The organism is Longimicrobiales bacterium (assembly GCA_028823235.1).
In the GTDB taxonomy this organism is placed as follows: Bacteria; Gemmatimonadota; Gemmatimonadetes; order Longimicrobiales; family Gaopeijiaceae; genus UBA2589.
The window spans coordinates 108,171-129,082 of sequence record JAPKBW010000002.1 but is presented as its reverse complement, the minus strand read 5'-3'; the positions used below and the strand labels follow the sequence as shown (position 1 = coordinate 129,082).

18 protein-coding genes are annotated in these 20,912 nt (G+C 61.5%); 10 read left to right on the top strand and 8 right to left on the bottom strand.

Annotated features, from left to right (window positions below; translation table 11 throughout):
• Positions 1-43: 43 nt before the first annotated feature.
• The 5 genes from OSA81_01400 to OSA81_01380 all read right to left on the bottom strand — a co-directional run bounded on the left by OSA81_01400 (position 44) and on the right by OSA81_01380 (position 5,700).
• A complete protein-coding gene (locus tag OSA81_01400) occupies positions 44-772 on the bottom strand; it encodes a gluconate 2-dehydrogenase subunit 3 family protein (protein ID MDE0897649.1) in 729 nt (242 codons plus the stop codon).
• Positions 769-2,553, bottom strand: a complete 1,785-nt coding sequence (locus OSA81_01395) for a GMC family oxidoreductase (GenBank protein ID MDE0897648.1) — start codon at positions 2,551-2,553, stop codon at positions 769-771. The genes OSA81_01400 and OSA81_01395 overlap by 4 nt, the downstream gene beginning before the upstream one ends.
• Complete coding sequence (locus OSA81_01390) at positions 2,550-3,368, bottom strand: sugar phosphate isomerase/epimerase (GenBank protein MDE0897647.1); 819 nt, start codon at positions 3,366-3,368, stop codon at positions 2,550-2,552. The genes OSA81_01395 and OSA81_01390 overlap by 4 nt, the downstream gene beginning before the upstream one ends.
• Before the next feature lie 107 nt (positions 3,369-3,475).
• Positions 3,476-4,210, bottom strand: a complete 735-nt coding sequence (locus OSA81_01385) for a DUF1080 domain-containing protein (protein MDE0897646.1) — start codon at positions 4,208-4,210, stop codon at positions 3,476-3,478.
• Complete coding sequence (locus OSA81_01380; GenBank protein MDE0897645.1) at positions 4,210-5,700, bottom strand: Gfo/Idh/MocA family oxidoreductase; 1,491 nt, start codon at positions 5,698-5,700, stop codon at positions 4,210-4,212. Before OSA81_01380 ends, OSA81_01385 begins: the two co-directional genes overlap by 1 nt.
• 251 nt (positions 5,701-5,951) lie before the next feature.
• Between OSA81_01380 and OSA81_01375 the strand changes: the two genes are divergently transcribed.
• Entirely contained in the window at positions 5,952-6,704 is a 753-nt protein-coding gene (locus OSA81_01375) for an SDR family NAD(P)-dependent oxidoreductase (GenBank protein MDE0897644.1), read from the top strand.
• Here OSA81_01375 and OSA81_01370 read toward each other — a convergent pair whose 3' ends face one another.
• Positions 6,705-7,202, bottom strand: a complete 498-nt coding sequence (locus OSA81_01370) for a RidA family protein (protein ID MDE0897643.1) — start codon at positions 7,200-7,202, stop codon at positions 6,705-6,707.
• Positions 7,203-7,407: 205 nt separating this feature from the next.
• Between OSA81_01370 and OSA81_01365 the strand changes: the two genes are divergently transcribed.
• The 3 genes from OSA81_01365 to OSA81_01355 are packed head-to-tail and all read left to right on the top strand — an operon-like array spanning position 7,408 to position 11,295.
• Positions 7,408-8,061, top strand: a complete 654-nt coding sequence (locus OSA81_01365; protein ID MDE0897642.1) for a hypothetical protein — start codon at positions 7,408-7,410, stop codon at positions 8,059-8,061.
• A gap of 4 nt (positions 8,062-8,065) precedes the next feature.
• Entirely contained in the window at positions 8,066-9,424 is a 1,359-nt protein-coding gene (locus tag OSA81_01360) for a Zn-dependent hydrolase (GenBank protein MDE0897641.1), read from the top strand.
• Between the two features lie 8 nt (positions 9,425-9,432).
• Entirely contained in the window at positions 9,433-11,295 is a 1,863-nt protein-coding gene (locus OSA81_01355; protein MDE0897640.1) for an ABC transporter ATP-binding protein, read from the top strand.
• A 16-nt stretch (positions 11,296-11,311) separates the two neighbouring features.
• On the opposite strand, the gene OSA81_01350 is transcribed toward OSA81_01355, so the two are convergent.
• On the bottom strand, positions 11,312-11,779 hold the full coding sequence (locus OSA81_01350) for a hypothetical protein (GenBank protein ID MDE0897639.1): 468 nt from the start codon (positions 11,777-11,779) through the stop codon (positions 11,312-11,314).
• Positions 11,780-12,038: 259 nt separating this feature from the next.
• Complete coding sequence (locus OSA81_01345) at positions 12,039-13,253, bottom strand: MFS transporter (GenBank protein MDE0897638.1); 1,215 nt, start codon at positions 13,251-13,253, stop codon at positions 12,039-12,041.
• A gap of 228 nt (positions 13,254-13,481) precedes the next feature.
• Here OSA81_01345 and OSA81_01340 point away from each other — a divergent pair, with 228 nt between their 5' ends.
• The 6 genes from OSA81_01340 to metG all read left to right on the top strand — a co-directional run bounded on the left by OSA81_01340 (position 13,482) and on the right by metG (position 20,826).
• Entirely contained in the window at positions 13,482-14,258 is a 777-nt protein-coding gene (locus tag OSA81_01340) for an SDR family NAD(P)-dependent oxidoreductase (GenBank protein MDE0897637.1), read from the top strand.
• Complete coding sequence (locus tag OSA81_01335; protein ID MDE0897636.1) at positions 14,255-15,481, top strand: MFS transporter; 1,227 nt, start codon at positions 14,255-14,257, stop codon at positions 15,479-15,481. Before OSA81_01340 ends, OSA81_01335 begins: the two co-directional genes overlap by 4 nt.
• 157 nt (positions 15,482-15,638) lie before the next feature.
• Entirely contained in the window at positions 15,639-17,330 is a 1,692-nt protein-coding gene (locus tag OSA81_01330) for a M1 family metallopeptidase (GenBank protein MDE0897635.1), read from the top strand.
• 103 nt (positions 17,331-17,433) lie between these two features.
• On the top strand, positions 17,434-18,384 hold the full coding sequence (locus tag OSA81_01325; GenBank protein MDE0897634.1) for an acetyl-CoA carboxylase carboxyltransferase subunit alpha: 951 nt from the start codon (positions 17,434-17,436) through the stop codon (positions 18,382-18,384).
• 7 nt (positions 18,385-18,391) lie between these two features.
• Positions 18,392-19,279, top strand: coding sequence for a regulatory iron-sulfur-containing complex subunit RicT (gene ricT, locus OSA81_01320; GenBank protein MDE0897633.1), 888 nt, complete (start codon positions 18,392-18,394; stop codon positions 19,277-19,279).
• Positions 19,276-20,826 (top strand): methionine--tRNA ligase, encoded by a 1,551-nt coding sequence (gene metG, locus OSA81_01315; GenBank protein MDE0897632.1) that lies wholly within the window; start codon positions 19,276-19,278, stop codon positions 20,824-20,826. Before ricT ends, metG begins: the two co-directional genes overlap by 4 nt.
• Positions 20,827-20,912 lie beyond the last annotated feature (86 nt).

Genomic DNA, 20,912 nt, shown 5'->3' with positions numbered 1-20,912 from the left:
TGCCGCGGGGGTATGGAGGGTCGATCATGCGATGGGGAGCCATCTACTCGATGCCGATATGCCGCAGCACTTCCGGCGGAGGTGGGTCCCACTGAGGAAGCGGCACGTTGCCGATATACTGGAGGTCGTCCATGCCCGCCTGTGTCGTCCAGAACGCCGTGGACGTTAGGTCTCTGACTCGATCGAAGAAGCGCGCGCCAACCTCGAATCCAGCCGCAACGTCCGGCTGATAGCAGATGTCGTCACAGATCGCGCGCTTCTGCTGAGAGCTCAGGTCGCGAAAGCGCAGTCCGGTCCCGAAGCGACTCACCGCCTCACGGTCTATCCAGGCGAGTCCGCCCCGAATCGTGACGAGTTCTCGCCGGTGCCCATCGTACGGAGCACTCACCCACTCGTCGATGAAGTCATGAGCACCAATCTGACTGGCGGATGGAGACCGATCGTCCTCCGGAATGATTACATCGCACAACGCAGCAAGGGACTGCAGTTCGTCATCTAGGAGAACCCGCTCCCACGGCACCGACGGTGCGACGAGATCGGGATCCCACGCAGTGCCAGCGGCCAATGGATTACTCGTCGGATTCGGAACAGAGGACGCATCTCCTGCAGCGCTCCCCGCCTCTCCTGGCGAACAACTCCCGAGCCCAGGCGCCGCGGCAGCGATCGCCATGACCTTGAGCGCCTGACGCCGATCCATCGGGAGAAGCGATTCCAGCGGTGGATCTTGGCCGAGAATCGGCAGCGATCGATCCTTACGGTCCAGCCCACTCATCCAATGCTCCTCTGGCCGAGTTGCTGCGCGATGTAGTCCGACGCTCGCCACGCAATCGCCATGATGGACAGAGTCGGATTCTTGTCGGCATTCGAGGCGAAGCAGCCGCCATCGGTAACGAACAGGTTGTCGACCTCCCAAGACTGACAGAACTCGTTGAGCACCGAGCGCGACGGGTCGTCCCCCATGATCACGCCGCCGACCTCATGGATAATCTGGCCGGGTCGCGCGATTGCGTTGGCTCCGTCTTCCTGGACCGTGCTAAGCACCTGCCCTCCCATCGCATCGATGATTCCGGCGAAGGTATGCTGCATGTGTCGGGCCTGGTTCAGCTCGTGATCCGACCACTTCCAGTGGAACTTGAGGGTCGGGATACCGAACTGATCGACCCCATCCGAGTCGATCTCGCAGTAGGAATCTTCGTTCGGGATCATCTCGCCCCGGCCGTTGAAGGACATGAAAGACCCGTAGTACCTGCGGCAATCCTCCTTGAACTGGTGCCCGTATGAGCCCTGCGTGAGAGGCTCGATACCTCCGAACGCACCGTACCCGGGCATTCGCCGGCCACCGCCGAACTCGACGTGATATCCACGCGCGAAGTCGAGCTGTCCGCGCGCCTGCTCCTGATACAGCCACCAGGGCATGTACAGGTGCATCGCGGAAGCACCGTCCGCGTTGTGGGGCGGCATGTTCTCTAGGGTCGGGATTTGACCCGACACACCCGCGCCCACCGTGTCCATTACGTACTTCCCAACCAGTCCGCTGCCGTTCCCGATACCATCGGGGAACGCCCCGCTAGTCGAGTTCAGCATGATACGCGCAGACTCGCACGCACTGGCTGCAAGGACCACCACTCGGGCACTCACATGTTCGTCGAGTCTCGTGTGCTTATCGACGTAGTGCACGCCATTGGCGCGACCGGCCGAATCCACCGTGATCTCACGGACCATCGCGTCGGTCAGGATGTCGAGATTACCCGTGGCGACAGCCGGCGGGATCAGCACCGTCGGGGACTGGAAGTTGGCCTTGATCGAACAACCCCTGCCGCATGGCGTTGCATAGAAGCATGCCGCTCGGGAAAGCATCGATTCGGCAGTCACGCGCTGCGCGAGCGGATTCCCGGGCCACAACGCCTGCGCCAGGCGCTGCGCGTCCTGGCGCTGCGTCATGATCGCCAGATGGGCCGGAATTACCGGAATATCGATATCCGTGCACACTTTCTGCGTCAGAAGTTCTTCCGCACGCGGCGCCGGGGGCGGCTGAAGAACACCAGGCGAAGAGTTCGGCGTATTCTCGAGTCCCTCGTTCGAACCGTACACTCCGACGAGCATCTCTGTCTTGTCGTAGTAAGGCTCCACGTCCTGGTAGGACATTGGCCAATCGAAGCCGAGGCCATCTCGAGAGTATGGCTTGTAGTCATACTCACCCATCCGTAGCGAGATACGTCCCCAGTGATTCGTCCTGCCACCGAGCATCCGGGCACGCCACCACATGAAGTCGGTCCCTTCGGCGCTGGAGTAGGGCTCTCCCGGTACACGCCAGCCTCCATCCACCGTAGCGTCATAGAATCCGAACGGTTTCTCAGCCGTGCCCGCCGCCCGAAGAGGGGCGTCTGCGGGAGTCTGGAACATCGGCGTCTCCGAGACCGGGTCGTAGTCGCGACCTGCTTCGAGCATGAGAACCTTCACGCCCTGGCAAGCCAGCACGTAGGCACACATGCCACCAGCGGCACCCGAACCGACCACGATGACATCATAGTCCTGCTGTGCCTTTCTCCTCATGCAATCCGCTCCTCAAAAGGATCACGAGACACACCGGGCAGAGGTGCTAACGGGGTCGGTCCACGGCCCTCCGTCAAGTGGCGATAGCTCCTCAGTACGCTGTCGAACGGATCGTCGGGCCAGTCATGCTCCACGTACACGTGTTCGAGTCCGTGGCGTTCTCCCTCCGGGATGATCCGGTGGTAGTCGATCACCCCATCTCCGACGTCGACCATGTCTCCACTGGGCGAGCGATCCTTTACGTGTATTGAGCGCACCCGCCCGGCACGTCTGGCGAGTTGAGCCAGAGGGTCCGCGCCACCCTGGACCGTCCAGAACACGTCCATCTGCCAGTCGATCAGGTCGGGCTCAGTGTGGTCGAGCAGGAGATCCATCGGCAACCGGCCGTCCGCCAGCGGCTCGAACTCCCAGGCATGGTTGTGATAGCCGAGGCGGATGCCAACCGCGGCCGCAGCCTCTCCAGCGCGATTGAAGTCATCCGCGACTCGGACGAGTCGCTCGGCGGAGCGCTCGTCACTCGGAACATCCGGCACCACGATCAATTTTTGTCCCAGCGTCTGAGCGACATCCAACGTCTCTGACCACCGACTCCGGACAAGATCCATTCCAACGTGACTCGACGTCGCCGAGAGTCCTTCGCGGTCGAGCTTCGCTCGCATCCCACTCGCGCTGACTCCGTGGAGGCCGGCGAACTCGACCTCGGCGTACCCGATCTCTGCAACCCTGGCGAGCGTGGCGTCGACATCCGCCGCCATTGCCTCACGGAGCGTGTAGAGCTGCACGCCCAGGTGTTCGTAGGGCTGTCGATCATTCATGGCCGCAGACGGGGACCATTGTGAAGGGGTGCGGACCGAAACCCTAGCCCCAAGGTTCGTGCCTAGAAACGCGAGAGGAACCGTCCCGAGGAAAGTGCGCCGATCCATCATTGAATCTCTCTTACTTTGAGGTTCCGGTACCAAACAGGGTCGCCATGATCCTGTAGCCCGATGTGGCCCTTCGCAGCTCTGCCGTACGCGGGCCATTCGACGAACTTGCTGTCGGCGACGAGTGCCTCCCACTCCTCGCCCCCGAGGACGTATTCGACCACGCGGGTGCCGTTGAGCCAGTGTTCGACGTCCGATCCCTCGACGACCACACGCGATTCGTTCCATTCGCCGACCGGTCGCACTACACCCCGCGGCGCAGCGTTCAGCCCGTAGTTGGCACCCGCGCTCGTGAGCGGGTTCTGGCCGTCGGGGTGACGCTCATCGTCTAGGATCTGCATTTCTGGCGCACTGTGATAGATCCACTCCTCACCCTCTGCCGCGCGGTAGAAGATGCCGCTGTTTCCGCCGGGCTCCAGCTTCCATTCCACGGAAAGTTCGAAATCGACGAACTCGCGGTCGGTGACGATGTCCCCGCCTTCACCGGTGCGAGTCAGCATGCCGTTCTCGACACCCCAGCCGCCGGGAAGGCCGTCACGGTTGTATCCGTGCCACCCGTCAAGAGTGTGACCGTCGAAGAGGAGTTGCCAGCCGGCATCCATTTCAACCTGAGTCAGGACATTCACCGGTGTCAGGTGCTCCGCGTCTGTCATAGCAGGGCCGGCCTCGTCCTGAGCAGCCGCACAACCGACCGAGAGGCAGACCGCAGCAATCGCCAGCATAGTTCGGCGCATTATAGTGACCACCCGTCGCGATAGGCCCGCGTGAGGTACGCGTTGGCGTCATCGGAATTTAGTACGCGCATGTTGTCGGCATCGTATGCCATCCGAAAGCCTTGCCCACCCCGAAGTGCTACGAGCCCCAGGAGCATGACCTCGGTCAGCGGGGCGGCATACGAGAACGGGCTCGTCGGCTCGCCGATTCCCATGCATGCGTTGGCCCAGTTCATCTCGTGGCTTTCCTCGATGCGGGCATACGTCTGAGGCACGGAAGCCGCCTCTTCGTGCAGAGACTGCGGATACAGCTGTGGATTCTCCCCATAGGTTTCGTGCATGAGAATGCCCCGCTCACCAACAAAGATCACACCGCCACCACGCTCCAGCTCCACATCCGCGGGAAGCTCAGCTGGGCGCTTCGGCATCAGGCCGCCGTCATACCAGTGTAGGTCAACCGCGGGCATGAGGCCCCTGCGCGGGAACTCATAGTGAACCGTCGTCGCCATCGGGTAGGAGACCGGATCATCGGTCGGCCCTCCCCACGGAGTGGAGGTAGCCTCGACGTGGGTCGGGTAGGTCAGCCCGAGCGCCCAATACGGATGATCGATGAGATGGGCGCCCATGTCGCCGAGAGCCCCAACCCCGAAGTCCACCCAACCGCGCCAGTGGAACGGATGATAGATCGGGTGATAGGGGACGTCCTTCGTGATCGGTCCCAGATAGGCATCCCAGTCCAGCTGCTCGGGCACCTGGAAGTCGGCGTAGAGTCCCGAAGCCTGAGCCTCCCCCACAGAACCCGGCCACCATGAGCGATCGGGAGAAAGAGCATCAAAGTCGGCAGGCATCGCAGCCGGCCGAAGCAGGCCTTGCGCCCAGATGGGGCGATTGGTCCATACGTGCACCTCATGCACGTTCCCGATCACGCCTGCCTGAATCCACTCATTGATGAGCCGCGCTTCGTCGGTGGAATGACCCTGGTTCCCCATCTGTGTGACCACACCTGATTCTTCGGCGAGTGCGGCCAGCGCTCGCGCCTCATGAACAGACCACGTAAGAGGCTTCTGCACATAGATGTGCTTCCCCTCCTTCATCGCGGCTGACGCGATCACCGCGTGTGTGTGATCGGGCGTCGCGATCAGGACAGCGTCGATATCGCCCTGTTGTTCGAGCAGCTCTTCCCACCGGGTGTACTTCACGGCTCGTTCGTATTGCTCGGCCCAGCGATGCCCTTCCTCGCGAGGGTTCCCGTCTCCGTCGGTCATCTCCTCCCGGACCTTGTTCTCGACGAGTCGATGATCGAGATCACAGACAGCCACGATATTCTCAGACCCGAGCTTCTGGGCGTTGCTCGCGCCCATTCCGCCGGCGCCGATGATCGCCACGTTCAAAGTGTCGCTGGGTGCCCGGAAACCGGGCCCACCAATCACATGCCTCGGCACGATCATGCCACCAAGAGCCAACTTCGAAGTCGTTGACACGAAGTCCCGACGAGAGAGCTCGTCTGCCACACTGTCCGCCCAGGTACGAGAATAGGTCGGGACAAACTAGGCGGCCAAGGCCGTTTCGCTACGACGGTTCAGGGATGACCGTTAACAGCCAGCTGAATCAGCGCCGCCCCGCTTTAGCAACTCGCGGCCTTATCGTCATCGTCATCCGCTCCCTTCACCCAACGCAACCGCTCGTGGCCCCACGCGCCAAGAACGTGCACTCGTTCTAGGTTATCGAGACCCGAGGAGCGGTGACAGGTTTCGGAGCGCCAATGATTCAGACTGAAAAAAACCGCCCGGTCGCCTTGATCACCGGCGGAAGCCGAGGCATTGGAGCAGCTACGGCGCACGCGTTCGCAGACACAGGCTTTCGCGTGATCATTACGCATCGCGACTCCGAGGCGGGGGCTGAGGAGGTCCTGGGATCGCTGGACGGCACCGGGCACCGGATTCTCCAGGTGTCGGCCTCGGATACCGCTGGGCTGCAGGAGGCCGCGAAATCCGTAGCATCCAATGAGGGCCGACTCGACGTGCTGGTGAATAATGCCGCCACCACACGAGTGATCGCTCACGACGATCTCGATGGGATGGACGACGCGTTCTTCGATCAGATCATGAGGACGAATGTGCGGGGGCCGTTCGCGACGATTCGCTCGTTCCGACCGCTCCTCGAGCAGGCACCGGGCGGCGTGGTCATCAACGTCTCGTCCGTAGCCGCTCGAACAGCCGCGGGGAGCAACGTAGCCTATTCCGCATCGAAGGCCGCGCTCGACAACATGACCATGTGCCTGGCCCGGGCCCTCGGGCCTGCGGTACGTGTGATCTCTGTCGCGCCGGGCCTGGTCGAAACACACCTCACCCGCGAGTGGAGTGCTGAGCGTCGACGTCGCTACGTCGAGCGGACTCCTCTCGCGAGGCTTGGCACGCCTGAGGACATCGCGCACTCCATCGTCGCAGCAGCCACACGGCTCACCTTCACGACCGGTACCGTGATCTCAGTCGATGGCGGACGACCCCTGGCCTGATCAGCTCCCTTCGGGTGCAGCCGCAATGCACTCGATCTCGACCAGGGCACCTAGCGCGAGGCCACTCCCGGCAAGCGCCGAACGTGCGGGCGGGTCCGACGGAAAGTATTCCACGTAGACTGAATTCATCGCCGCATAGTCATCAATGTCGGCCAAGAAGACCGTGCATTTGATGAGATCCTCCAGCGTCACGTCAGCCGCCGCAAGGACGCTGATGATGTTGTCCATGGTCTGTCGGGTCTCGGCCTCGATGCCACCCTCGATGAGTTGGGGTGGCATAACCCCGGGCAGTGCGCCGAGCGCACCCGACAGGAAAATGAAGTCACCACTTCGAATCGCCGAAGAGAAGACGGGCAGTCGCGCTACGCCCTCCGGCTGAATGACCTGTCGCCGGGTGGACTCCGCTTCAGGTATGCGATCCAGACGGTCCTCGATCGTGCACCCAGTCGCGAGAACGAAGACAAGCCCAGTACACGTGACCCATCGGATAATCCGCATGATTTCGCACTCCTTCCAGTCAATAGATCCGGCGGGCGCACAACCTGGGTGACCCGGGAACGAGGCGCCAGCACGAGGTGCTGTGGGAGGCGCTCGTGACCGGATCAGTCTATTCTGAAATTCGTAGAGCCACCCGGACCGCTCGCCGCTCCGAGTTCCATAACGCACTTTCACGCAGCACTCTAGGAAGACCGTCCATGAGCATGTGCCGCAGGAGACTCGAATTCACTACGTCATCTCGGATGGCGGGCTCGCTCCGAACGTCGTCCCGGCGAAGGCCGAGGTGTACTACTACGTCCGTCACCCCGACGCGGGCGTCGTACGAGAGCTCTTCGAGCGCATGATCGATGTGTCCGAGGGAGCCGCACAAGGAACAGGTACGACGGTCGAACATGAAATCGTCAACGGCGTCTACAACCTCCTTCCAAACACCACCCTCGCCCGGGCGATGTTCGAAAATCTCGAGGAGGTCGGAGGCGTCGAATACTATGCAGAAGAGCTTCGCTTCGCCGAGTTGATGTACCAGACGCTTCCAGGGGGGGTTCTGCCGCTGTCGTCGGCCGGCGGCGACGTGAGTTGGGACGTACCCACGACCGGACTGTCGACCGCTACCCATGTGCCAGGAGTGGTTTTTCACACTTGGCAGGCCGCAGCAGTCTCGGGAACGACGATCGGGACGAAGGGCATGCTCCTAGCGGCACAAACCGTGGCAAGAACCGCTGTGGATTTGATAACCCGACCGGATCTCGTCGCTCAGGCGAGGGCCGAATTCGAGGAACGCCGAGGGACCGGCTCTTACATTCCGTTCGTGGGCGACCGGGAGCCACCACTCGACTATCGACGCTCGACCAGGAACTGACCTCATGAAGAGAAGAGATTTCGCGCGCGTGAGTGGGCTCGCCATGGCGGGAGCATGGACTGGTGCAACGCCTGTCCTTGGCGACCATCGTTCCGGTCCAGGTCGTGGTCAGGCCTTCGTAGTAGATGCGACACGACTCGGCGAACGTATGCGCGAACTCGCCACCTTCGGAGCGAACGCCGCCGGGGGAATCGACCGGGTCGCATTCAGTGACGCCAACATCGAGGCCCGCGACTGGGTCGCAGGCCTCCTACAAGCGGCAGGCTTCGAGACGCACACCGACTTCGCAGGGAACCTGATCGCTCAGAAGCCAGGCACGGAGCTCGGGCTTGCTCCCATCATGTTCGGCTCTCACATCGACTCCGTGCCAGGAGGTGGCAACTTCGATGGCCAGGTTGGATCCATGGGCGCGGTTGAGGTCGCCGCCACGCTGGCCGACGCCGGACGCCAGACGCGACATCCCATGGAGATAGCCTTCTTCACCAACGAAGAAGGGGGCAAAACCGGGAGCCGCGCCCTCGCGGGTCAGGTCGAGAGATTCGAACTCGATATCGAGACTGCCTCGGGCTTCACCATTGGGGAAGGCCTCGACCGGCTGGGGGGGAACGCCGCGCGACTGGCCGACGTCCGCCGCGACGAGGGCTCGCTGACGGCGTTCCTTGAGCTGCATGTCGAGCAGGGTGCGGTCATGGATCAGGACGGCATCGATATCGGCGTGGTCGAGGGCATCGTCGGGATCATGCGCTGGAACGTCACGGTGCATGGAATGACCAACCACGCGGGAACCACACCGATGGACCGACGTGCCGATGCAATGGTCGGCGCGGCCCGCTTCATCACATCGGCGTACCGCATCGCGCACGACACGCCGGGTCGCCAAGTGGCCACCGTCGGTCGGCTCGAAGCCGAGCCAGGCGCACCGAACGTCATTCCGGGGCACGTCCGCATGACGTTGGAGATCCGAGATCTCACGATGGAGGGAGTCGCGGACATATACGCTGCGATCGAGGAACGATCTGCAGAGATCGCCCGACAGACCGGCGTCACCTTTTCTTTCGAGCGCTTCTACACGAGTGGAGCCGCCCCGACCGACCTGCGCATTCGAGACATGGTCGAACGAGCCGCGAACGATCTGGGCCTTAGCCCGGCGCGGATGCCCTCGGGTGCCGGACACGATGCGCAGAGCATGGCCTTGCTCTGTCCGGTCGGAATGATCTTCGTACCCTCCGTGAACGGAGTCAGTCACGCTCCTGAGGAGCACACCGAACTGGAGGACATCGTGAACGGAAGCAATGTCCTGCTTCGGACTCTACTGGCCCTGGATGCAGCCGGCCTCGTGACAAAACAACTCCCGAGGCCATAGCCGCCTACATGAGTCACGCCCCGGACCATGCCGTAGCCCCAGCCAGAGGCATTATCCGCCACTACTGGCATGTGGTGGATGGCCGTTGGTGGCATCTCGCATTACCGATCGGGCTCATTCTGATCGCCGGCGTACTGGAGGGCGCGTCGTTCTCCCTGTTGATCCCGCTTACCGAAGCGATCTCTCAGAACTCGTTCGACTTTCTGGCTGACTCAAGAGCGTTCGGCTGGATCCTGCAGCTCGTACCAGACTCCGTTGTCGACCGCGGAGCTCGAGACTCGTTTCTCATCGTCATGGTCGTATCGCTCCTGATCGTCGGGCGTATTGCCAAGCTCGTCGTCGAATACGCCAGCAAACTCTTCGTCGTCGGACGCAACGAGCGCTACCGGGTCCAGGTCGGGGAGGAAACATTCGGGCGCGTCCTTCAGTTCGGGCGACAGTACTTCGACCGAAATGCTGTCGGACGCGTGGACGCCGAGATCGGGTGGTCGAGCTCGATCATGGGGCTGCTTGTCGCAATCGAGGAGCTACTGCGCAACGGCGTCGGCCTTCTCGTTAAGGCCGCAGTCATGTTCGGAATTTCGCTCCCGCTGTCGATCGCGTTCATCCTGTCGCTGCCCTTGGTGAACTGGCTGATGAATGCAGTCAACCGCGAGGTCCAGCGCATATCACAACAAGGCGTTGAAGTGGACCGGCGCATGAGGACGCGGATCCTCGACGTACTCGGATCGATTCCACTGGTGAAGGCGTACTCACAGGAACAGCAGGCCGCCGGAGCGTACGCAGACGTGCTCCGCGAAGCAGAAGTGCTGGCGGTTCGACGGGGACGTGTCATCAGTCTGCGGTATCCCGTCGAGGAAGTCCTGATCCTGCTGACCATGCTGCTCGTCCAGAGCGTCGTGATCTTCGTCTCGCCAGCCGCCTTCCGCCCCGGCGACCTGGCGGCATTCGGTGCGTTCTTGTTGATCCTCCAGCAGGCCCTGCGTGACTACAAATATTTCAGCGAGTTCAGTCTGAAGGTTTCACAGGAAATTCCCAGACTCGATGCGGTCGCAGACCTTTTTTCGGACGAAGGAAAGTACCTGGTGCCGGCGGGCAACAGACGTTTCGAGGCCCTGAAGGACGGAATCGCGGTCAAGCATCTCGACTTCCAGTATCAAGACGGTGTCGAAACCCTGCGCGACATCAACACGACACTGCGCGCCGGGAAAGTCACCGCGATCGTAGGCCCCACAGGAGCCGGTAAAACGACTTTCGTCGACCTGATCGCACGCTTCTACGATTGCGCACCCGGATCCATCTCACTCGATGGACACGACATCCGCGACTTCTCGCTGGAATCACTCCACGCCCGGATGGCCATCGTAAGTCAGGAGGTCTGGCTGCTAAATCGGACCCTGCGCGAGAACCTGACGTTCGGCCTCGACCGTCCGATCGATGAAGAGGAAGTCCTCGCGGCGCTCCATGACGTGGAGTTGGGCACCTTTGCCGAAGGGCTACGAGACGGGCTCGATACGGAGGTCGGTGACCGTGGCGTTCAGCTTTCAGGCGGGCAGCGCCAGCGTGCTGCACTCGCTCGCGCCCTTCTGCGAGATCCCGACATCCTGATTCTGGACGAGGCCACCTCGGCCCTGGACAGCGTCATCGAACAGCGCGTCGCTCGGGCGATCCAGCAGCGTGCGCATGGTCGGACGCTGATCATCATCGCGCATCGACTTTCGACTATTCGTGACGCCGACCAGATCCTGGTCATGAACAACGGCCGCATGGTCGAACAAGGCGGCTGGGACGACCTGGTCGCGGCTGGAGGAACCTTCTCGGAGTTACACAGGGCCCAGTTCGGGCAGGACTCCGCTCCTCATGCTCCGTGAGTCACAGCGGTGCATGTCAGGAGCGGTTCAAGCAGCCGTTGAGCTGACTGCGGGAGCTGCTCATCTTCAGTCTTTCTCGTCGGACACGATGAGAGAATGCCCGATCAAAGCGTAAGGCTCTCTCTCCCGGTACAGCGCGAACGGATTCCACCCCTGCCCCCTGCAGGGTCATCGCAGAAATCACAGTGAGCCATGGATACTCGGCCGCGCAACAGATTCTCGGCACAGACAGACGGAAGGAAATCGGCAGCGCGACATACTCAATGCCATAAGCCCCCGTTCGAGCGCTTTCGAAGTACGCGAGATTCACGCGCCCGATGCCTTCGTCTTGCATGAAGGTCCTCCCCTGCCCCCACTCCACGTTCGAATCGGAGAGACGCCGATGCCCTTCACGTCCGGCGGCGAGAACGCCCGAATAGGCCAAGAAGTACGGATAGACAGTGAGCACGGAGATGGCCTGCGCCACCACCAGAACTGGAACCACGACACGCCCGACACGAACACCGCGAGTAGTGGCAGGGCTGGCAGGGCATAGCGAACCCCCGTGTTCGGGTCGGAGCGCATGAGGAACGCGCCGAACGCCATGACCCACTGTAGAACACGAGTCGAGTGAATTCCCGTCGAACGTCCCGGACATTCGTACGGAAGCCAAGCGTGTGAGTCCGCCGGCACCGAGTGCCAGAACGGCGATCGCGACTACCGCTTAGCGTGCGGAGAGCCGCGGGGTCATGCGGAGAAATCCGTCAACTGGCGAGCACCCGGGGGTTTGGGACCTTCCGCAGCAGGAAGAGTCCGATAACGAACATCACCGTGATAACCAGAAACGAGGGCCGCTGGTTTCCACCCGCCATTACGGTCGCGGTACCAAAGAGAATGGGGCCCACCGTCGACGACGATTTTCCGCACAGTGCGTAAAAACCGAACAACTCCGATTCGCGTCCATCGGGAATCAAGAGGGACACATAACTGCGGCTCGCAGACTGTACGGAGCCAAGTCCGAATCCGGCCACGACCGCCAAGCCAAAGAACACACTCTTGTCTTGCACGAAAAAGGCTGACACTCCGGCCATGATCCAGAGCAGGAGCACTCCGTTCAGCACCGTCTTTGGACCCCACACATCAGTCGGCTTCGCCAATGCAAACGCCCCGGCGAGTGCCGAAAGCTGAACAATGAGAAAGAGCATGATGCTCTCGCTCGGCGTGAAGGCGAACGTCTCCTCGGCAACGGGACCGGCCATGACGATGATGGTCAGCACACCATCGATGTAAAAGAAGAACGCGATCAGGAAGTTGCGGAGATCCTTGAGTGCCCAGACCTCGGCGACGATGGACCTGAAGTTCGTCAGCCCCCATCCCATGGCCTGGGGTACGGACATCTCACTAGGCTCGTCCTTCGGCAGGTACAGGAAGGCCGGAATCGAGAAGACCAAGAAGAAGAGCGCCACCATGATCCACACCAGCTCGATGGTGTCGACAAGCGGGGCAGCCAGAAGAAGACCCAGTGCGGAACCCGCGTAGCCGACTCCGAAGCCCAGGCCGGAAACCCGTCCCTGCATCTCGCGCGGTGCGATGTCCGGCAGGAAGGAATTGTAAAACACGATCGCACTTTCGAAGCCGACGTTGGCAATGACAAACAGGACAAAGCCCTGGAGGGCCATCCCGGCATCGAGCGTCGTGAACATGGTCACGCCGAACAGACAGAGACCGGTGTAGAAGAGCATGAATTTCTTTCTGGCCCCGCCACGATCGGCCACCGCACCCAGCAATGGCGCGGTCAATGCGACGATCAACGCGGAAGCCGAGACTGCCCAACCCCACAGCTGTGTACCCCGACCGTCATCGCCTCCGACAACGAACCCCGAGTAGTAGGCCGAGAACACAGCGGTCGTGATGACCGCGGGATAGACAGAGTTAGCAAAATCGAACATCGCCCAAGCGCCGACCTGCTTCTTGTTCATCGCGCACCTCAAGAGGAAAATCGTAAGGCACGGTAGTGCGCCCCCGACCGCAACGTAAGGGATCGTCATGACCTAGAGCGGGGCCTGAATGACGCAGCAGGCGCGAACACCCGCGCCTGGGTTCGAGACATCGAGCTGACCCCGTTGCCTGACACCCCGACCTCCCCCAATCTCAGCGCATTCCTGCGGCTGCCGACCCGCTCCAGCGTCTCACTCAACTGCGCTTCAATGAACAGACTCACAGGCAAGCGTGTGCTGATCACCGGCGCCTCCGCCGGAATTGGTGCCGCTTGCGCTCACTACTTCGCAGCCCAAGGCGCACATCTACTTCTATCCGCCCGGCGCCTCGAGAAGGTCCAGGCACTCGCCACGCATCTAACCGAAGAGCATGGCATCAAGGCCCACGCGCACGCCCTCGACGTCACGAATCGCGACGCAGTGAATGAGTACGTCTTTGGACTGGTCGCGGAAGAACTCCTACCCGACGTGCTGATCAACAACGCCGGCAAGGCGAAGGGTCTCGACAAGCTCCAGGATGGGTCGCTCGACCACTGGGATGAGATGATCGACACGAACATCAAGGGTCTTCTCTATGTGACCCGTGCGATTCTCCCTCACATGGTCGAGCGCGACTCCGGGCATGTGATCAACATTGGTTCGATCGCCGGTCACTGGGTTTACCCGATGGGTGCGGTCTACAACGCAACGAAGTTCGCAGTCCGAGCCCTGAGCGAGGCCATGAACATCGACCTGCTGGGCACGAAAATCCGGGTCTCCAGCGTGGACCCCGGCCTCGCGGAGACGGAATTCAGCGAAGTGAGATTCGACGGTGATACGGATCGTGCCGAGGGTGTCTACTCCGCAACCGTGCCACTGAAGGCCGACGACGTCGCCGATGCGGTGGTGTATGTGGCAAACGCCCCCGAGCACGTCGACATCTTCAATCTGGTCATAATGCCGACGGTGCAGCGGTATCCGGGCTACATGGACCGGAACACGGATTGAGCGAAAGTGGGCCCGGGCGGGTCGCGGTCATGCCCTCCCGATTCGAGCCCTACCTCGTCGTCTTCACGCTCTGGCTCTTGGTCTTTTCCTCTGCCAGTCAGACGATGATCCTCTCCCCGATCCTTCCCATGATCGGCGACGAGTTGAGCATCGCGGATGCGGTACTCGGCACACTCGTATCCGTGTATTCGATCATGGTCGGGATCATTGCGATTCTTGCCGGCCCGGTATCGGACAAGATAGGTCGGAAACGCATCCTCATTTTGGGGTGCGGCACGATGACCCTCGCTCTTTGCCTGCACGGCTTCGTGACCGGCTACTTCACATTCGTCGCAGTGCGGATATTCGCAGGATCGGCGGGCGGGATCCTGAGCGGAGCCGCGGTCTCCTACATCGGAGACTACTTCCCCTACGAGCGCAGGGGCTGGGCGACCGGGTGGGTCATGAGCGGGTCGGCCTTCGGCCAGATCTTCGGTATTCCACTGGGGATCTTCATGGCTGCTCGATGGGGTTTTCGATCCCCATTCTACATGTTCGCCGTGACGATGGCCCTGACCGTATTTCTCGTGATTTTCCAGATTCCCCAGCCTGACGTCTTACGGACTAAAGGGAAACTCTCGGTGAGAAAGGCTGCCGGCGACTATCTAGCCATGCTCAAGCGACCCGAGATCGCATGGGCCGCCGCGGCCTTCTTCATGATGTTCTTAGGTGTCTCACTCTTCGTGATCTATCTACCCACGTGGCTCGAACGGGACGTCGGTATCTCAGGCAACCAGATCGCGGTGATGTTTCTGTTCGGGGGCGTCGCGAACGTCCTCACAGGACCGCGGGCAGGAAGGCTCTCCGACCGTATCGGCCGCAAGAAAATTATTCTCTTCGCATGCGTCGGACTGTCTGCGTTGCTGTTGTCGACCGTTTTTCTGGTTACCGGGCCCCTCAGCGCCTACGTCTTCTTTTTCTTGGCAATGGTGCTCGTGGCAATGCGAATCAGTCCGTTTTCGGCTTTGCTCACAGCACTCGTGTCCGATGAGCGCCGTGGCTCACTCATGAGCCTGACCGTGGCTCTCGGACAACTCGGCTTCGCACTCGGAGGCGCCATCGCAGGTCCCCTCTTCGCAACCGTCGGGTACGGGTCGAACACGGTCGTGGCTGCTGGATCCATCCTAGCGATGGGGCTGATCGTCTGGTTCTTTGTTCCTGAGCCAACCGTCAGACCGGCCTGACAGTTCCCCTGTCCCGTCTTCGAACCGGCCGTAAATTGCGATACGACTCACCCCAAACCCCGCCCGCTGACTTGAGCCCAGACACTCCACAAACCGTCCGCGTCCACCATAAGGACTTCACCGAGGTCGAGGCCTTTCAACAACTTGAGACGGACACATGATCAGGCGCCGGATTGCACGCCTGTTGTTGCTCGTGGGAGTCATGGCGCAGAGCGCGGCAGCTCAAGAACCTGAACCGATCCCCGCGGGCGTCGCACCCCCACCGGGCGAGTACGCGCCGGGTGTCGACGTGCTCCACTACGAAGTCGAGGTCGGTCTGGGCTACGGAATCCTCTGGTTTGAAGGGATCACGGAAATCCGCGTCGCAACCACGGCACCATCGCCCACACTTCCGCTCGACTTCTCCGGCATAGGTGTGAACAGCGTGTCGATCGACGGCTCGGACGTCGACTACACACACGAAGAGGGCATTCTCCGGGTCCCACTGGCAGGGACGAGAAGAGGCGAGACCATCACCGTGCGCGTGCATTATGAGGGCACACCCGACGATGGGTTGATCATTCGAGAGAACGTCCACGGAGATCCCGTAGCCTTCGTGGACAACTGGCCCAACCGGACACGCTTCTGGCTGCCCAGCGTCGACCACCCCGCCGACAAGGCCACGGTGCGCTATACAGTCCACGCCCCTGCTGACTGGAAGGTCATCGCGAACGGCCATCTCGCCTCCGAGCCCACCGCTACGCCATCCGATGCGATCGGTCCGGTGGGGCCTCGTCGTAGCTGGATCTGGGAAGTCGGTGTGCCAATCTCTTCGTACAACATGGTCATCGGAGCGGGCGACCTAACCATCACTACGGTCGGACTCGCGGCATGCGGGCGGGCGCCAGCCTCTCGTCGAGACGATGGATGCGTAGAGGTTACGACCTGGGTTTACCCGCAGGATGTGGCGAACGCCGAGCCGTCCTTCCGACGCGCTGCCGAAATGGTGGACTATTTTTCCGAGACCATCGGTCCGTTTCCCTTCGAGAAGCTTGCGAACGTCCAGTCGGCGACGCGCTTCGGCGGCATGGAAAACGCCTCCGCGATCTTCTATTCCGAACGTGGAATCGCGGACGGCAGCAACATAGAAGGCACGGTCTCACACGAGATCGCTCACCAATGGTTCGGAGACGCGATTACTGAGGCCAGCTGGCACCACCTGTGGTTGTCCGAGGGCTTCGCGACCTACTTCGGTGCGCAGTTTTTCGAGGCGGCCGACGGCATCGCGGACTTTCAGGGACGGATGGAGCAGAGCCGTCAGCGGGTCATCAGCTCTGAGGACACGAGTCGGCCGATATACGACCCGGAAGAGACCGATCTCTTCGCACTCCTCAATGACAACAACTATCCGAAAGGTGGCTGGGTCCTCCACATGCTTCGCGGCATCATTGGGGACGAGACGTTCTTCCGTGGCATCCGCACCTACTACGAGCGACACCTGCATACGGCGGTCCTCACTGAAGACTTTCGAGCGGTGATGGAGGATGTGTCTGGCCAGGACCTCGAGTGGTTCTTCCAGCAATGGATCTACGAACCCGGCTTCCCGACCTTCGAGGTCGACTCTGAGTGGATTCCGAACTCGCCCGGACCTGGCGGAAGCCTCGAGCTCACGATCCGGCAGGTGCAGCCGGACCATTGGCCGACATTTCGCGTTCAGATGGACGTCGAAGTCGGCACCGGCTCAAATGCTCGGCGTCAGGCCATCAAGGTATTCGAGCGCGAAACCAAAGTGCGGATCGGCATGACGGGCGAGCCGACCACATCCTTCACGCTCGACCCGGACGGGTGGGTGCTGAAGGGCGCAAACTGAGTCCGTCGTCGTCAGCTTGCGGACCCGACCGCGATCGGGCGAGCTTATCGGCCCTCGTACAACACGAGCTTGAAGCAAACCTGAAGTCATACTGGCTATTGCCGTGCATCTAGATTTTGAGCGTGACATCGTCGAGATCAAGGAACAGATCGACAAACTCCTGGACCTCGCCGACCGACGGGGGATCGACGTCTCCGACGAAGTGACGGTCCTTCGAAGCAAGCTCGAGGGTCTAAAGCAGAAGACGTATGCAAACCTCAAGCCGATGGAGCAGGTACAGGTCGCGCGCCATCCGCAGCGGCCTTACGCCCTCGACTACATCGAGCGGGCATTCACCGATTGGGTCGAGCTGCATGGTGACCGGAATTTCCGTGACGACGAGGCCATCGTCGGAGGCTGGGCACGCCTGAACGGCAAGTCTGTCATGATCGTGGGTCAGCAAAAGGGCCGCGACATGAAGCAGAACCTCCGTCGCAATTTCGGGATGCCACACCCTGAAGGCTATCGAAAGGCACTCCGTCTCATGCAGCAGGCGGAGAAATTTGGCCGTCCGGTGATCTCATTCATCGATACGCCCGGCGCCTATCCGGGACTAGGCTCGGAGGAACGGGGCATCGGTGAGGCGATCGCCTTCAATCTCCGTGAAATGTCCCGCCTGCGCGTGCCGATCGTGTCGGCGGTTCTTGGCGAAGGGATGTCCGGAGGAGCGCTCGGAATCGGGGTGACGGACAGGATCCTCATGCTCGAGCACTCGATCTATTCGGTCATCTCGCCGGAAGGCTGTGCTGCGATCCTGTGGCGTTCCGCTGAACACAAAGAGAAGGCGGCGATCGCCCTGCGGCTGACGGCGACCGACCTCAAGGCCGCCGGCGTTTGCGACGAGATCGTGCCCGAGCCCGACGGCGGCGCGCACACGGACTGGGATGGGGCAGCCTCGAATCTCGCGGAGGCGCTGAACCGCACGCTGACCGCACTTGGGAAGCTCTCGACCAAAAATCTTCTAGAACAGCGATGGGAGAAGTACGAAGCCATCGGTTCTTACCGGCTGGACTGACCCCCTCATGGCCGGCTTTGCGGAGATCCGCTTCAAGGGCACTCGTAAGGGATACTTCTCCTACGTCGAGCTCGACCTGCGGCCAGGACAGCACGTCATCGTACAGGCAGATCGCGGTGAGGACCTGGGCGAGGTCTCCGCGGTTGGCGCAATCGCGGAACGGAAATGCTCCTCTTCGGGTGGCTGTACCACCCCGACGCCGGAGCACTCTATCGTACGACACGCCCACAAAGATGAGATTGCTCGTTGGGAGGTCCTTCGCGGAGACGAGGAGCGCGTCCGCACAGAGACTCGGAAATTGGTCGCAGAACACGGCCTCAACATGAAGGTGACGGAGGCCGAGTGGCAGTTCGATCGTAAAAAAGTGATCATCTACTTTACCGCGGATAAACGGGTCGACTTCCGCCAGCTCGTTCGGGACCTGGCCAGAACCTTCCGTGCGCGTATCGAGCTCAAGCAGATCGGTGTACGAGACGAGGCGGCGCTCCTCGGCGGCGTCGGCCGCTGCGGCAGAGAGCTATGCTGCTCGACCTGGCTCCCGGAACTGAAACCGGTCTCGCTTCAGTTGGCCAAAGACCAGGGCCTCTCACTGAACCCAGCCCAGATCAGTGGATGCTGCGGGCGCCTCATGTGCTGTCTGATGTACGAGCATCGAACCTACGTCGAAGCACGTCGTCGCTTCCCGCGGGAGGGACGGACCGTCCAGACCGACTCCGGTGAAGAGAGGGTGATTGGTGTGGACATCTGGCACGATCAGGTGACCCTCCGCGCGAAGGACGGATCACGACGCACCGTTTCGCTCGACGACCTCAAGGAAGAAGTCGGCCCGCGCGCCAGCCACAGCCCAGAAGAGAAACCTGACACGGAATCTGCGCCCGCCGGAGATATTCATTGAGCTCGACACGCCGGTTCTACACGACCCCGATCTACTACGCCTCGGGCGAACCTCACCTTGGTCACGCGTACACAACGATCCTCACGGACGTCCTCGCTCGCTTCGCCAGGCAGGACGGCCACGATGTGTTCTTCCTGACAGGCACAGACGAGCACGGCCAGAAGATCCAAGACGAGGCTGAGAAGCGGGGCGTCAGCCCGCTCGAGCTGTGCGACACGATGGCTGACCGATTCGAAGCGGCGTGGGGGCGGCTCGGGATTTCTCACGACAGGTTCATCCGTACAACGGAAGAGGAGCACAAGGAGGTCGTCCGCGCCTTCTTGATCCGACTGTGGGAACGCGACCAGATTTACGAGGGACTTTATTCGGGTTGGTACTGCGTCTCCGATGAGCGGTATTGGACCGAGAAGGACATCGGCGAGGACCGCACCTGTCAGATCTGCGGGAAGCCCGTGATCCACGTGGAGGAGAAGAATTACTTCTTCCGGATGGGGAGCTGGCAGGACGCACTCGTCAAGCAGATCGAGGACAACCCCGAGTGGATCGTCCCTGACGTTCGCCGAAACGAGATTCTCGGGTTTCTCCGCCAGCCACTGGGGGACCTCTCGATTTCTCGGCCAAAATCCCGCGTGTCCTGGGGTATCGAGCTGCCGTTCGACTCTGAGCACGTTGCATACGTCTGGGTCGACGCGCTCATCAACTATCTGACTGCGTCAGGCGCCATCGACCCAGCCGCTGCCCCGGGAAAACAAGGCTTCGAAGATGTCACGGGGTCACGGTGGCCGACAGATATGCATGTCATAGGAAAAGACATTCTCACGACGCATTCAGTGTACTGGCCTACCCTCCTCATGGGAGTCGGACTGCCTGTCCCCTCCCGCATCCTGTCGCACGGATGGTGGGTGGTTGGTGAGACAAAAATGTCGAAGTCACTCGGCAACGTCGTCGACCCACTTTCCCTCCGGGACGAGTTCGGCTCCGATGCTGTACGATGGTATCTGATGCGTGAGATGCCGACCGGTGGAGATGCCTCGTATACACCCGAGCGATTCCTGATCCGCTACGAGGAGATCGCCAACGTCCTGGGGAATCTGGCGAGTCGCGCGATCGCGATGATCGCCAAGTACCGGGACGGAACAGTGCCCGAGCACTCGGGCAGCGGCATGGCCGCCGAGATCGCGGCGGCCATGAAGGCATCGCGCGAAGCCCGGGACCGGTACAAGATCCACGACGCACTCGGCGCCGCCATGGACCTCGGGCGTGCTGCGAATGGGTACGTCGAAGATCGACAGCCATGGCGCCAGGCGAAAGATGACGCCCAGGCCGAGGACCTCGACGAGACGCTTGCTACGCTGGCTCGTGCCCTCGTGGTGCTTGCCGCCCTGTTCCAGCCGGTAACACCAACGGCCATGGAAGAGCTCGCGAGTCGACTTGGCCTCAAAGGCGTGCCGCGACTTGATGAGGCCGCCGAACTGAAGGTTGCCGGGCTGAACGTCCGCAAGGGCGATCCACTCTTCCCAAAAGTGGAGCCGTCTTGGCTGGCATAGGAGTAAGCGTGAGTGCCTCGGCGGGCGCACCGAGGGCTTGCACCTTTTTGCACGTAGCCCGCCCCGGGGCTGCTTGACTTCCTTTT

Bases quoted from the DNA above. Each gene is read 5' to 3' on its own strand.
- OSA81_01385 (MDE0897646.1), bottom strand. From the start codon at position 4,210: ATGCGCCGAACTATGCTGGCGATTGCTGCGGTCTGCCTCTCGGTCGGT.
- ricT (MDE0897633.1), top strand. From the start codon at position 18,392: ATGGCCGGCTTTGCGGAGATCCGCTTCAAGGGCACTCGTAAGGGATAC.
- OSA81_01370 (MDE0897643.1), bottom strand. From the start codon at position 7,202: ATGCGGATTATCCGATGGGTCACGTGTACTGGGCTTGTCTTCGTTCTC.
- OSA81_01390 (MDE0897647.1), bottom strand. From the start codon at position 3,368: ATGAATGATCGACAGCCCTACGAACACCTGGGCGTGCAGCTCTACACG.
- OSA81_01395 (MDE0897648.1), bottom strand. From the start codon at position 2,553: ATGAGGAGAAAGGCACAGCAGGACTATGATGTCATCGTGGTCGGTTCG.
- OSA81_01330 (MDE0897635.1), top strand. From the start codon at position 15,639: ATGATCAGGCGCCGGATTGCACGCCTGTTGTTGCTCGTGGGAGTCATG.
- OSA81_01375 (MDE0897644.1), top strand. From the start codon at position 5,952: ATGATTCAGACTGAAAAAAACCGCCCGGTCGCCTTGATCACCGGCGGA.
- OSA81_01355 (MDE0897640.1), top strand. From the start codon at position 9,433: ATGAGTCACGCCCCGGACCATGCCGTAGCCCCAGCCAGAGGCATTATC.
- OSA81_01340 (MDE0897637.1), top strand. From the start codon at position 13,482: ATGAACAGACTCACAGGCAAGCGTGTGCTGATCACCGGCGCCTCCGCC.
- OSA81_01345 (MDE0897638.1), bottom strand. From the start codon at position 13,253: ATGAACAAGAAGCAGGTCGGCGCTTGGGCGATGTTCGATTTTGCTAAC.
- OSA81_01400 (MDE0897649.1), bottom strand. From the start codon at position 772: ATGAGTGGGCTGGACCGTAAGGATCGATCGCTGCCGATTCTCGGCCAA.
- OSA81_01360 (MDE0897641.1), top strand. From the start codon at position 8,066: ATGAAGAGAAGAGATTTCGCGCGCGTGAGTGGGCTCGCCATGGCGGGA.